The organism is Dyella silvatica (assembly GCF_026283955.1).
Taxonomy (GTDB): Bacteria; Pseudomonadota; Gammaproteobacteria; order Xanthomonadales; family Rhodanobacteraceae; genus Dyella_C; species Dyella_C silvatica.
Genome location: NZ_JAPDPE010000004.1, coordinates 20,054 through 34,658 on the forward strand (window position 1 = coordinate 20,054; position 14,605 = coordinate 34,658).

Here is a 14,605-nt window from a genome sequence, read left to right on the forward strand (position 1 = left end):
CCCTGCCATGAGCGCAGTTATCGGATACGCCATGGCGATACGCGAATCCATGGCCGCGGTCGAACGGAGCCGGCTTGCATGGGCATATGTCGCATGCTTCGCCCTACTCCTGGGCGGATGCCGGTCGCCAAGCGAGGAATCACTCGACAAGGTGTTCGGGATTAACGCCGAGAACGTGGTCCTTGCCAAAGACCAGTTTCAGTTGAGGGCCGAGCCCACGGCTTTTCCGTTTGATCGTCCATTGACATTACTGGGTCGAAAGAGCTCGGTGTGCTTCGTGCTGCGCTCGGGCGCGATCGACGTACATAACATGGACGCGATGTTCGACCAGGCTTTGCAGGGAGCACACATCCAGGTGCACCTGAGCACCAGTGATGGCAGATCGCTGGACCGTCCGGCAAGCGCGGAGGTGTTGTACATGAAGGGCAAGATCACCGGTGCCAACGAGTTATGCGCATGTGCTTCCATCCCATTAGGTCATGCCTTGCCAGGTAAAACCCATATCGAAAGCATTGCTGCTTCATCCGCGGAACCCGTGCTGGTCTTTGGGGTGTATTGGAAGTCGAGGGATAAAACGGATTGATCTGCTTCAGCCCGGCTATGTGCAGTCGACCAACCGGGCATCAGCGCAAATCGTGGCTGCAAAACAGGCGGACACCACTCCAGCTTGCCGGCTAGTGCTGACACGGCACGCGGTGAGGCCAATTGTCGATGATGGTCGTGCCTTGCTCGATCCGCACAAGATAGACCAGGCCGCCAAGGCAACGAGCCTTGCCGGACTTCAACGCCTCCTGCGCATCGAGAAGATCAACGGTCTGCGTTGAACCCGGATCAGTATCGGCAACTGACGCCGTAAGCAGGGATGCGGGCAAGGCCGTCGCTGGCTGCATGGGCCTGGGCGCAATCACCACCTCGACCGGATCCGCCGGAACCTCGGCATGCGAGTGCGTAATGCGCTTTGGCTCCCATCGAACTCCCCCGTGTCCTTTCCCCGGTGCCCAGCATAAAGCACGAATTTGCCCATGCGAATGAAGATCCAGCTATCCAGGCGCTGTCGTTTTGAACAGGGCTGCTATGAAACGACGAGGTTGCTGCCACTAGCCGCTTCCGTCGAGCAACCTGCATGTTGCTGTCTGTGCTGATCGCGCGTGGGCATCCATTCGTCGAATGGCTGAGTACACCGGGGCGTGCATGTCGGAAACTCAATTCATCATTGACCGAGATGAGTTCGTGAACGTGTGCGAGTCAAGCTGACGGAAAGCGCCGATTTCGGCTTAAATCAGCACTTTTATCATTCACGACGCCTTCACGGATCGATCATCTAGTATCAACAAGCTGCCATGTGTTAGACCGGCGTTTTAAACCAATTGACTATGGATCACCGGTATCGGTCGATCACCAGTCAATGCAGCGAGGGGAGATTGTGAAGCTTAGATCGACGCACTCATGCGCCGGCATCGGCGCGTGCGACGGGTCGAAAGTGGAATAAATTAATCAATAATCGTCAGGCCTTACTGGTCGGGGCTTTGGCGCGCGATACCTGGCAAGGATGCGCCGCATCCTTGCGGGAAAATGATCGAAAACTTGCGACTTATTGCCATAAATAATCATGCAATATCGATTTTTCATATCCATTATGCGTGGATATGTGGCTTAGTAAGAAATAAATCATACCGCTGTCATCCAGGCATCTAAATAATTTATCCGCACATTCACGGAGATCGACATGACCAATCCCTTTGAAGACAAAGATGGAGTGTTTCTTGTGCTGGTGAACCAGGAAGGTCAATACTCCCTGTGGCCAAATTTCGCCCAGGTGCCCGGCGGTTGGTCGGTCAAGTTTGGACCGGAAGCTCGTCAGGCCTGTACTGACTACATCGAGCAGCATTGGGTGGACATGCGTCCCAACAGCCTGGTCGCCGCCATGGAAGCAGGTGTCGCCTAGCAAGGGATTTGCCGCCGCGAAACCTCGATCAACACGCATTAAAGGTTAATCGCGGCGCGGCCTCCCTGGAGGTTTCCGATACCTACCCAGGGGTGGCTATATCGGAACAGAAAAAGTTACTGCCGGCCGCTGCCATGTCGAAAGCATGGCAGCGATAGAAAGGCTTTGCCAAAAACTGCCTTATTAAACTCAGCGTCATTAATCAAAATCATCGCAATCAAAGCGCTGACCCATTGCTGTGCGTGAATGGTTTATTCACAAAATGATCAAGAACATGCGGCCTGATCGACGTCAAAGAATATCGATGGAAAATTATTGCGACCGCCACTGTTTAATCGCTTCTATCTGTCGGGTGAAAAAGTGTCATACATGGACTCCATAATGAATCAAATGACTTCGCCAGGCGAAACGCCCGACTGCTCCATTTGTATTCATGCACTGATCGCCGCGCTTATTTCCGCGCAGGGTTATTGACCAAGCCTCGCAAACGATGAGCGGCAAGGAATAAGCGATGAAAGACCTTACTCAGGGATCGATGATTAGGCAGCTGTTGAACCTGGCCAGCGCCATGATCGTCAACATGATCGCAGGCACCCTTTACACGCTGGTCAATTTCTTCTGGCTGGGAAAGCTCGGCCCCAAGGCGCAAGCCGCGGTCGCCCTCGCCGGCAGCCCGATCATGATCGTACTGACGCTGGTGCCGATCATCACGGTTGGCGCCCGAGTGCTGATATCGCAAGCCGTCGGCGCCAAAGATCAAGCGCTGGCAAATCGCATCTTCAACGAAACCTTTGGTGCGGCGGTCATCTTGATGGCGCTGGCCGGATGCCTGGCCTGGATATTTCGCGGCACCTTCGGCGCCCTGCTAACACCCGATGGCGAAACCTCCTTACTTATTACTCAGTTGCTGCTGTGGTACATCCCGTCGATTGCCATCCAGGTGCCTTCGGCGGTCATGGGCGCGGCGCTTGGCGGCACCGGCAATATGCGCGCCAGCATGCTCGCCCAGCTGGTTTCGGTGATGGTCAACCTGATCGTTTCACCCTTGGTTATTTTTGGCTGGCTCGGATTTCCCAAGCTAGGCATCGTCGGCGCCGGCGCCGCGAGCTTCGCGTCGACCCTGGCCGCGCTGGCCATTCTCGGCTTCTACTTTATTGGCAAGACCGACTATCTCAAGTTTCAGCCGATGCGCTGGTTTTCCAAGCCACTGGTGTTATGGCGAGCCTTCAAGATCGGTCTGCCGGTCGGCATTCAAAGCGCCGTACTCGCCTGCTACATGTTGCTGGTGCTTCAATTGCTGCGCCCCTTCGGCCCTTCCGAACAGGCTGCCATGGGCATCGGTCAACGGCTGATTCAATCCGCCATCATGCCTATCGTCGCCTTGAGCAGCGCAACCAGCGTCGTTGCCGGGCAGAACTTCGGCGCCAAGCTCGGCCATCGCGTGCGCGAATGTTTTCGCGCCTCGATCACCATCGGGTTTATCGCCACGCCGCTGATGTTTATCGTCGCGCAGCTCTTTGCACAAAGTATCTGCAAAGCTTTCTCCGACGACCCCCAGGTGGTCGCCAACACCGTGACCTATTTGCGGATCATGTCGTTCAACCTGTTTCCGCTGACGGTGATTCTCTCCTGCTTCGGCACCCTGACGGGCCTGGGCAATACCCGCGCCAGTCTTATCACCGTCATCGTTTCATCCATTTTGATGATCGTGCCCGCATGGGCGCTTTCGTTTCATCCCGACTTCAATCCCAGCTGGATGTGGGAACTGATGCTCGCGTCGAGCATCGCCGAGATGATCATGGGACTGACCTTTATTCGTGCGGAATTCAGAAAGCGCTTGTACGTGGCCCAGAGCCCGGCAGCGCTCGAATGTCCAAGCTGAATCGAACGTCCGTGGGCTACCTCGGTTACTGAAACATCCGCCGTCATCTCACCTGATGCGCCATGTCGGTCATGGCGGCGGCTGTTCATGCAGATGTCCGGTGTGCACGTGTTGTCTTTGGGGGTTTCATGTCAATGAACCATGGATCGTCGATCCATAGCGTCGATGCTCAGGCACCCACACGCCCGCAGGGCGGTGCGCCGGTGGCAGTCGATGTCGCGCGGCAGATCGCTTACTGGCAGAAAACCCTGGCCGACCTGCCGGAGCGGTTGACGCTGCCCACGGATCGCCCGCGCCTTGCGCCGATCAGCCAGCGCGGCGACAGCGTCGACATGGCGATCGCGGCCAGCCTGCATGGCCAACTGATGGATCTCGCCAGCCGCACCGAAAGCAGCTTGTTCATAGTGCTGCATGCCGCCTTGACGGCGTGGCTGTATCGCATGGGCGCGGGCACCGACCTTCCACTGAGCACACCGCTGGCCAGCGGCCTGGAACATGGCTTAACCGACGCCAGCACCAATGCCTTCGTCGACCACCTGATCTTGCGTGTGGATGTTTCTGGCAACCCGCGTTTTATCGAATGGCTGGGTCGAGTGCGCGCGGCCGACTTGGACGCCTATGCCAGCCGCGAACTTCCGGCGCCGCAGATCGCGGCATGCATGACTCCTGCGAGCTCCGCCCTGCCCCACTCGCTTAGCCAGGTCATGCTTGCCGTGCATGGCGGCGACGACGTCGCGGCGTCCTTTTGCGCATCGATCTCGGCAACATCGGCCACGCCGTTGCCCGGGCCTACGGATAACCGCCGCTTCGAGCTGGCGTTCAACTTCAACGAGCAAGGCTCGGCGGATCAGACGCTCGCCAGGCTGAGCGGACATCTGACCTATGCCTGCGACCTGTTCGATCACGACACCGCTGCTGCCTTGGCGCAGCGTTTCGTGCGGTTCTTGCAGGCGCTGGCCGACAACCCGGATATCGCCATCGGACAAATCGATCTGCTTAGTGCCGACGAGCGCCGGCAGATACTTGTCGACTGGAACGCCACCTCACAGCCGGTAGCCGACACCAGCTTGTCCGAACTGTTCGAGCGCCAGGCAAGGCAGACCCCGGACGCCATCGCCGTCATCTCGGGTGAAGCGCGCTTGAGCTATGGCGCCTTGAACACCGCGGCCAATCGCCTGGCGCATGATCTGATCGCGGTACTGAAATGCGGCGCGGCGTACCTGCCGCTGGACCCGGACTACCCGACCGAGCGCTTGCTCACGATGATCGACGATGCCCGGCCCACCCGGATCATCGCCGACGCATCGACCATCGCGCGCCTGCCCGCAGATACGCCGCACTGGTTGATCGACGCCGAACTGCCGCGCCCTGCGGCGGCGCAAGCGACCAGCCATGATCCCGCCCAACACGAGCGCGTAAGGCCACTGCTGGCCCAGCATCCGGCGGCGCTGATTTATACCTCTGGCTCAACGGGCAAGCCCAAAGGCGTGGTGGTCACCCAGCGCAATCTCGCCGATTTCATGGCCTGGGCATCCGCCGCTTTTGATACCCACGAGCTGTCGCATGTATGGGCGACGACCTCGCTCAATTTCGATGTCTCGATATTCGAGATCTTTACCCCGCTGGCGAATGGCGGCTGCATCGAACTGCTGCGCAACGCGCTGGCACTGGGCGAACGCAGCTCATGGTCGGGCCATCTGGTCAGCGGTGTGCCATCGGTTTTTTCCGGCCTGGTCGAGCACCCCTCGCTGGACATCGCCGCCCACACCATCGTGATGGCTGGCGAGGCGTTGCCGCCCGCGCTGTTCAAAGCCATGCGCACGCGGGCGCCGGCAGCGCGGCTGGCGAATCTCTATGGGCCTACGGAGGCTACGGTTTACGCACTGGGCTGGTTCGCCGAGGCCGGCAGCGATAGCGATGTGCCGCCGCCGATCGGACGTCCGCTGAGCAATACCCGTGTCTATGTGCTCGATGCGGGCTTGCAGCCGCTACCGGCAGGTGTCGCCGGCGAGCTTTATCTTGCCGGCGAAGGATTGGCGCGCGGGTATCTGCATCGCCCCGCGCTTACGGCCGAGCGCTTTGTCGCCCATCCGTACGAACCGGGACAGCGCATGTACCGCACCGGCGATCTGGTGCGTTGGCGCAAAGACGGCCAGCTCGACTACCTCGGCCGGGCCGACAGCCAAGTCAAGATTCGCGGCTTTCGCAGTGAGCTTGGCGAAATCGAAAGCTGCCTGATGCGGCAGCCTGCGGTAGCGCAAGCCACCGTTGTCGCCCGCGAGGACAGCGCCGGCCTCAAGCAACTGGTCGCTTATATCGTGCCGCTTGCCGGCCACTCACTGGACCTGCCTGCGCTACGTCACGGGTTATCTGCGAAGCTGCCTTATTACATGGTGCCGGCGGCCCTGGTCGTGCTGACGGCGATGCCGCTGAACAGCAACGGCAAGCTCGATCGCAAGGCGCTGCCCGCACCGGTCGATGCGGCCTTTGTCCGCCGCGACTACGAGGCGCCGCGAGGTGATGTAGAGACCACGCTGGCATCGCTCTGGCAGGAGCTTATCGGTGTCGAGCGAGTGGGACGACACGATCACTTCTTCGAGCTCGGCGGTCATTCGCTGCTCGCCATCCAGCTGATGGAGCGTTTGCGTCGGCTGGGGCTGAGCACCGAGATTCATGCGTGCCGCCGAATGCGATTAGCTCGGACAGCATGGCACTGACCCCGTCGATGCTGCCGCTGATCGACCTCACGCAGGCCGAGATCGATCACATCGTCGAACGGGTGCCGGGCGGACTGGCCAATATCCAGGACATCTACGCCCTTTCGCCGCTGCAGGAAGGCATTCTTTTTCATCATCTGCTGGATACCCAGGGCGACCCGTATCTACTGGTCGACTTGATGGCCTTTGCCGACCGCGACCTGGTCGAGCGCTATCTCGCGGCCGTGCGGCAGGTGGTCGACCGGCACGACATCCTGCGTACGGCGATTCAATGGGAAAACCTCTCCAACGCCGCGCAAGTGGTTTGGCGACAGGCCCCGCTGCATATCACCGAGTTGGCGCTGAATCCGCAGGATGGCGCCATCACCGCGCAATTGACCCAGCGTTTCGATCCGCGCCATCACCGCATCGATCTCAGCCAGGCGCCGTTGCTGCGCTTTGTCATCGCGCACGATCCCGAGCACCAGCGCTGGGTCTTGTTGCAGCTCATGCATCACCTGATCGGCGATCACTCCACGGTGGAGTTTCTGCAAGCCGAAGTGCGGGTGTTTTTGCAGGGCCGACAACATACGCTGGAAGCGGCCCAGCCATTCCGCCACCTGGTGGCGCAAGCGCGCCTGGGCGTGCCGCAAGCCGAGCACGAGCGATTCTTCCGCGCCCAGCTGGCCGATATCGACGAATCCACCCTGCCGTTTGGCCTGAGCGATGTGCACCGGGATGGCTCGGGCGTCTTCGAAACCCGGCGCCTGTTCCCGCAAGCCTTGAATGACCGGCTGCGCCTGCAGGCACGCCGCCTCGGTGTCAGCATGGCCAGTCTTTGCCATCTGGCTTTCGGCCAGTTGATCGCCAAGAGCAGCGGTCGCGAACACGTTGTTTTCGGCACCCTTTTGTTTGGACGCATGAATGCCGGCGATGGCGCCGACAAGGCCATGGGCCTGTTTATCAACACGCTGCCGCTGCGCCTCGACCTCGACGGCACCGATGTCGAAACTTGCGCGCGCGATACGCATATTCGACTGGCGGATCTATTGCGTCATGAGCATGCCTCGCTGGCGCTGACTCAGCGCTGCAGCGGCTGCAGCGCTGCGGTGCCGTTGTTCAGTGCATTGCTCAACTATGTTCACAACGTAGCGATCGCCAACGACGATAGCGATGCCTCGGCCAGCATCGATGGCATTCAATGGCTAGGCGGTCAGGAGCGCACCAACTACCCGATCACCTTCACCATCGAAGACTTTGGTGACAGCCTCGGCTTTATTTCTCAAGTCGTTCAGCCGCTCGACCCCAGCCAGGTCGGCGCTTATATGCAACAAGCGCTGGAAAGCCTGCTGCAGGCGCTGGAGCAAGCCCCGCAAACGCCGGTGCGGCAGCTAAGCATCGTGCCGCCCAGCGAACAGCAGGTGCTGACGGAAAGCTGGAATCCGTTGGCCGCACCGGTCGCCGAAGCCACCGTGGCGCAGCAGTTCGAGCAGCAGGTGCTGCAATCGCCCGAAGCGGTTGCGCTGGTGTTCGAAGACAGCGAACTGAGCTATCGGCAGCTCAACGAGCGCGCCAATCAGCTTGCGCATCATCTGATCCGGCAAGGCATTGGCCCCGAGCAGATCGTCGCCGTCGCCTTGCCGCGTTCGCTCGAGATGGTGATCGCTCTGCTGGCCGTGCTCAAGGCTGGTGCGGCGTATTTGCCGCTGGACCCCGACTATCCGATCGACCGCCTCAGCTTTATGGTCGAGGACGCCAAGCCGGTATGCATGCTGACCCTGCGCGAGCTTGCTGCCAACTTGCCGCCAAGCACCGCGCTATGGCTGGATGACGTCGCGGTTCGCGAAGCCATCGCCGCCTGCCCGACCCATAACCCGACCGACCAGGAGCGCGTGCAGCCGTTGCATAGCCGGCATCCGGCGTATGTCATTTACACCTCTGGCTCTACCGGTAAGCCCAAGGGCGTGGTCATTCCACACCAGAACGTCACCCGCCTGATGGCCAGCACCCAGGACTGGTTCCACTTCGGCGCGAACGATGTCTGGACCCTGTTCCACTCCTACGCTTTCGATTTCTCGGTGTGGGAGCTGTGGGGCCCGTTGTTGCACGGTGGCCGTCTGGTGGTGGTGCCGTATCTCACCAGCCGCTCGCCGGCCGACTTCCTCAAGCTGTTGGTCGAACAACGCGTCACCGTGCTCAACCAGACACCGTCGGCGTTTTATCAATTGATGCAGGCCGATCGCGAACAACCGCAGCTGGGCCAGCAACTGTCGCTGCGCTGGGTGATCTTCGGTGGCGAAGCGCTGGAACTGGCGCGCCTGCATGACTGGTACGAGCGGCATGCCGAAGACAGTCCGCGACTGGTGAATATGTACGGCATCACCGAGACCACCGTACACGTCACCTTTGTCGCACTGGATCGTGAACGGATTGCCGCTCGCAGCAATAGCCTGATCGGCAAACACATCCCCGATCTGCAAGCCTATGTGTTGGATGCCGCCTTGCAGCCGTTGCCGGTTGGCGTGGCCGGTGAGCTGTATATCGCCGGTGAGGGTTTGGCCCGCGGGTACTTGAATCGTCCGGCCCTGAGCGCCGAGCGCTTTATCGCCAATCCGTTCGATCCGAACGGTCGCCGCATGTATCGCACCGGCGACGTCGCGCGCTGGTTGCCGCAGGGCGAGCTGGACTTTGTCGGCCGCGCCGATAGCCAGGTCAAGATCCGTGGCTTCCGCATCGAGCTGGGCGAGATCGAAGCCTGTTTGATGCAGCAGCCGTCGGTGGCCCAGGCCACGGTCATCGTTCGCGAGGATCAGCCCGGGCATAAGCAATTGGTCGGCTATCTGGTCGCCGCCACTGGGCAGACCCTGGACGCCGCCACGCTACGGCGCACGCTATCCGAACACCTGCCCGAGCATATGCTGCCTGCCGCCCTGGTCATGCTGGATGCCTTGCCGCTGAACAGCAACGGCAAGCTCGATCGCAAGGCCTTGCCCGCCCCTGCCGATTCGGCCTTTGTCCGCCGTGGCTATGAGCCGCCGCAGGGTGAGATCGAAACCACCCTCGCCGGCATCTGGCAAGCGCTGCTTGGCCTGGAACGCATCGGCCGACACGACCACTTCTTTGAATTGGGCGGCCATTCGCTGCTGGCCATCCAGCTGATGGAACGTTTGCGCCGGCTGGGCCTGGCCACCGAGATCCGCGCACTGTTCACGGCACCCACCTTGGCGGCGCTTGCCGCCACCCTGGGCACTTATCGCGAAGTGGCGGTGCCGCCCAATGCCATCACCACGGCGAGCACCGCGCTGACCCCGGACATGCTGCCGCTGATCGACCTCACGCAAAGTGAGATCGATCATGTCATTGGCCTGGTCCCTGGCGGGCTGGCCAATCTTCAGGACATCTACGCCCTGTCGCCGCTGCAAGAAGGCATTCTGTTTCATCACATTCTCGATACCGAGGGTGACCCCTACCTGTTGATCGACCTGATGGCCTTCGCCGATCGGGCCTTGCTGCAGCGTTATCTCGAAGCGGTGCAGCAAGTCATCGATCGCCACGACATTCTGCGCACCGCCTTTGTGTGGGATGGCTTGTCCAGCGCGGCCCAGGTGGTCTGGCGACAGGCACCGCTGCAAGTCAGCGAACTGCGACTCGATCCAGCCGAAGGCGCCATCGTCGAGCAGTTGACCCGGCGCTTTGATCCACGCCACCACCGCATTGATCTGACGCAGGCCCCACTGCTGCGTTTCGTTATCGCACACGACCCGGCGAACCACCGCTGGGTCGTGTTGCAGCTTATGCATCATTTGATCGGCGACCACTCCACCGTCGACATTCTGCAGGCTGAGGTGCGGCTATTTCTGCATGGGCAGGCGCATACGCTGGACACGCCGCAGCCCTTCCGCCACCTGATTGCCCAGGCTCGGCTAGGCATACCGCGCGCCGAGCACGAGCGTTTTTTCCGCGGCCAGCTCGCCGATATCGACGAGCCGACCCTGCCGTTCGGTCTAAGCGACGTGCATCGGGACGGTAGCGGCGTTATCGAAGCGCAGCGGATGCTGCCGCAGGCATTGAACCAGCGCTTGCGGCTACAGGCGCGCCAACTCGGCGTAAGCCTGGCCAGCCTGTGCCATCTGGCCTTTGGGCTGCTGCTGGCCAAGACCAGTGGGCGCGAACAAGTCGTCTTCGGCACGGTGTTGTTCGGACGCATGGATGCCGGCGCAGGCGCCGACCAGGCCATGGGCCTGTTCATCAATACCTTGCCTTTGCGCCTGGACCTGGACGGCACCGATGTCGAAACCCGCGCACGCGATACGCATATCCGGCTAGCCGATTTGTTGCGCCATGAGCACGCCTCGCTGGCACTGGCCCAGCGCTGCAGCGGAAGCGCCGCCACGGCACCGCTGTTCAGCGCCCTGCTCAATTATCGGCACAACGCCTCCAGTGGCATTCCGCATAGCCGCGATCCGGCCGATGCGACTCATCTGCTGGCCGCGCATCCGCTGGACGGCGTCGAATGGATCAGTGGCGAAGAGCGCACCAATTATCCGGTGACGCTGTCGGTGGAAGACTTCGAACATGCCCTCGGCCTGACCACCCAGGTCGTCCGTTCGCTCGATCCGGAACGCGTGCTCGGCTACATGCAGCAGGCGCTGGAAAGCTTGCTGCAGGCACTGGAACAAGCACCTAAAACCCCGCTGCGACAACTAAGCATCGTGCCGCCCGAGGAACGGGCCGTCTTACTGCAGGCCTGGAATCAAACCAGGACCCCGCCCTTCGAACATTCATGCCTGCATGGTTTGTTCCAGCAACAGGCCGAAAAAAAACCTTCGGCCATCGCCGCCATCGCCGGCGATCAATCCATCACTTATGCGCAACTCGACCGCCGCGCCAATCAGCTGGCCCATCATCTGCAAGCGCATGGGGTGGGCCAGGAGACCATGGTCGGCCTGTGCGTGGAGCGCTCGCTCGATGTGCTGGTCGGCGTGCTGGGCATTCTCAAGGCCGGTGGCACCTATGTGCCGCTGGACCCGCGTTATCCGGCCGATCGCCTGGCCTTTATGCTCGACGATATCCAGGCGCCGGTGCTAGTGATCCAGTCGGCCCTGGCAGCACGCCTGCCTGTCCATCATGCGCAACTGGTGCAGCTGGATGGCGATGCCGCGGCGATTGCCCGGCATCCGACGACCCCACCGGCGATCAGCGTGCCCGAAGGCCAGCTGGCCTATGTGATGTACACCTCCGGCTCTACCGGTACGCCCAAGGGCATCGGCATCACGCATCGCAACGTGCTGGAACTGGCGATGGACCGCTGCTGGCAAGACGGTGCCCAGCAACGCGTGCTGATGCATTCGGCACAGGCCTTCGATGCCTCGACCTATGAGCTTTGGGTGCCGCTGTTGTCGGGCCAGCAAATCGTCATCGCCCCAGCGGGTGAAACCGATATACGCGCACTCGAACGAGTGATTACGCAGCAAAACGTCACCGCACTGTTCCTCACCACGGCGCTGTTTCGCTTGCTGGCCGAAGAACAGCCGCACTGCTTTAGCCAGGTACGCGCGGTGTGGACCGGTGGCGAAGCCGCGTCACCGGCGGCGTTCCAGAAAGTCATCGACCGCTGCCCGAACACCCGCGTCGTCCACGTCTACGGCCCGACCGAAACCACCACGTTCGCCACCCACTATCCCATGCGTTCGCCGCATGCCGTGGCGGCCAGCGTGCCGATCGGCGCGCCGATGGATAACACCCAACTCTACGTACTCGATGCCGCCTTGCAGCCGTTGCCGGTCGGCGTAGCCGGTGAGTTGTATATCGCCGGTGAAGGTCTGGCACGCGGTTATCTGCATCGCGCTGGCTTGACCGCCGAACGTTTCGTCGCCAATCCGTTCGACGCGCACGGCGGGCGAATGTACCGCTCCGGCGATCTGGTGCGCTGGCTGCCCGAAGGCCAGATCGACTTTGTCGGCCGTGCCGATGGCCAGGTCAAGATCCGCGGTTTCCGCATCGAGCTGGGCGAGATCGAAGCCTCGCTGTTGCAGCAGCCGATGGTCGCCCAGGCCACGGTCATCGTTCGCGAAGATCAGCCCGGGCATAAACAGCTGGTCGGTTATCTGGTGCCGGCGGCGGGTCATCAAGTAGATGCGTTGTCGCTGCGCCGCACCCTGTCCGAGCATCTGCCTGAGTACATGGTGCCTGCCGCCCTGGTCGTGCTCGACGCCTTGCCGCTGACCACCAATGGCAAGCTCGACCGCAAGGCGCTGCCTGCACCGGATTTCACTTCGGCCCATTACCGCGCGCCGCGCACCCCGCAGGAGGAGATTCTCGCCAAGCTGTTTGCCGACGTATTGGGCCTGGCCTCGGTCGGTATCGACGACAGCTTTTTCGACCTCGGTGGAGACAGCATCAGCTCGATCCAGTTGATCAGCCGTGCCCGCAAAGCGGGCTGGGTACTCACCCCCAAGGATGTCTTCAAGTATCAGCATGTCGCCGGACTGGCGGCGGTTGCCCGGGCGCTGAGCACCGCCTCGCTGGCCCCTGAGCACCTCGACATAGCCACCGGTACGTTGCCGGCGACACCGATCATTCGCGGTTTTCTTGAGCACAACGGCGCAGCCGCGGTATTCACGCAAAGTCTGTCGCTGCACGTACCGGCCGAGCTGACCACCGAGCAGCTGAGCGCCGCGCTGCAAGCACTGCTCGATCATCACGACATGCTGCGCCTGCAGGTGCAGCGCAGCGACCCCGACTCGGCGTGGCAGCTGCATATACCGCCCGCAGGCAGCCTCAGCGCCGCCTCGTGCCTGCAACGCATCGATATCGACGGCCTGGATGCCGCCTCGCTGGCGTCGTGCATCGCCGCGGCCGGCCATGCCGCCGATCAACGCCTGGCACCGGCCGATGGGGTGATGCTGCAAGCGGTCTGGTTCGATGCCGGGCGCCGGCACGCCGGACGTCTATTGCTGATCCTGCATCACCTGGTGGTGGATGGCGTGTCCTGGCGCATCCTGCCGCCTGATCTGGTCGCTGCCTGGCAGGCGATACGGGCCGGCCAAACCGTCCAGCTCGATCCGGTCGGCACCTCGTTCCGGCACTGGGCACAGCGTCTTCAACATGAAGCCAGCAGCGCACGGCGGCTGGCCGAGTTGCCATCCTGGCTGCAGATCCTGCAACACGCCGATCCCTTGCTGTCGTCGCGTCCGTTGAGCGCCACGCTCGACACCGTAGCCACCAGCGCACAGCTCAGCCTGAGCTTGCCCAGCCCTCTCACCAGCGCGTTATTGACGCGCGTGCCGGCGCTGTTTCATGCCCGTATCAACGATGTGTTGCTGACCGGCTTTGCCCTGGCGGTTGCCGCGTGGCGTCAACAGCGCGGCCAGACCAGTTCGCTGGGCGTGCGGCTGGATCTGGAAGGCCATGGCCGCGAAGACATCGCCGAGGGGCTCGATCTGTCGCGCACCGTCGGCTGGTTCACCAGCGTCTTTCCGATCTGGCTGGACCCCGGCGCCATCGATCTGGCGCAGGCTTTGGCTGGGCATGCCGACCTGGGTCAGGCTCTTAAAAGCATCAAGGAGCAACTGCGCGCCCTGCCCGACAACGGCATCGGTTTTGGCTTGCTGCAACAACTCAATCCCAGCACCGCCAAGACCCTGGCAGGCTTGCCCTCGGCGCAGCTGTGCTTCAACTACCTGGGGCGCTTCGACGCATCGAGCGCACAGGCCTGGGCGCCGGTGGCCGAGGCTGACGATTTCGGCGGCAGCACCGATCCACAGCTGCCACTGACCCATGCCATCACCCTCAACGCCATCACCCATGAGCGCGCGCACGGCCCCGAGCTGAGCGCCAGCTGGTCATGGGCGCAGGCGTTGTTTAGCGAGACCGAGATCCGGGAGCTCGGCCAGCTTTGGTTCGATGCGCTGCACGCCCTGGTCACTTATGCCGAGCAGCCTGGCGTCGGCGGGTTCACGCCTTCGGACCTGGACCTGATCGAGCTCAACCAGACCGACATCGAAAGTCTTGAAGCGGAATTTTCCTTAAGCCTGGACGCGCTGGATTTCAGCGAGCCGGACCTTAGTCCCTAACGGAAGC

General features: G+C 61.7%; 6 protein-coding genes. All 6 read left to right on the top strand.

Annotated elements, in window-relative coordinates:
• Positions 1 to 7 precede the first annotated feature (7 nt).
• The 6 genes from OUZ52_RS01660 (at position 8) to OUZ52_RS01685 (ending at position 14,598) form a co-directional block, all read left to right on the top strand.
• Positions 8 to 583, top strand: coding sequence for a hypothetical protein (locus tag OUZ52_RS01660; protein WP_266156566.1), 576 nt, complete (start codon positions 8 to 10; stop codon positions 581 to 583).
• A gap of 19 nt (positions 584 to 602) precedes the next feature.
• Positions 603 to 824 carry a hypothetical protein gene (locus OUZ52_RS01665; RefSeq protein WP_266156567.1) on the top strand — a complete coding sequence of 74 codons (222 nt, stop codon included), beginning with the start codon at positions 603 to 605 and terminating at the stop codon, positions 822 to 824.
• 902 nt (positions 825 to 1,726) lie between these two features.
• Positions 1,727 to 1,945 carry an MbtH family protein gene (locus OUZ52_RS01670; RefSeq protein WP_266156568.1) on the top strand — a complete coding sequence of 73 codons (219 nt, stop codon included), beginning with the start codon at positions 1,727 to 1,729 and terminating at the stop codon, positions 1,943 to 1,945.
• A gap of 511 nt (positions 1,946 to 2,456) precedes the next feature.
• The gene (locus OUZ52_RS01675; RefSeq protein ID WP_266156569.1) at positions 2,457 to 3,827 is read left to right on the top strand and encodes an MATE family efflux transporter; all 1,371 of its coding nucleotides are present in this window, start codon (positions 2,457 to 2,459) and stop codon (positions 3,825 to 3,827) included.
• Positions 3,828 to 3,955: 128 nt separating this feature from the next.
• Positions 3,956 to 6,544: a non-ribosomal peptide synthetase gene (locus OUZ52_RS01680; RefSeq protein WP_266156571.1), complete on the top strand. Its 2,589-nt coding sequence runs from the start codon at positions 3,956 to 3,958 to the stop codon at positions 6,542 to 6,544.
• The gene (locus OUZ52_RS01685; protein WP_266156572.1) at positions 6,535 to 14,598 is read left to right on the top strand and encodes a non-ribosomal peptide synthetase; all 8,064 of its coding nucleotides are present in this window, start codon (positions 6,535 to 6,537) and stop codon (positions 14,596 to 14,598) included. The genes OUZ52_RS01680 and OUZ52_RS01685 overlap by 10 nt, the downstream gene beginning before the upstream one ends.
• Positions 14,599 to 14,605: the final 7 nt, after the last annotated feature.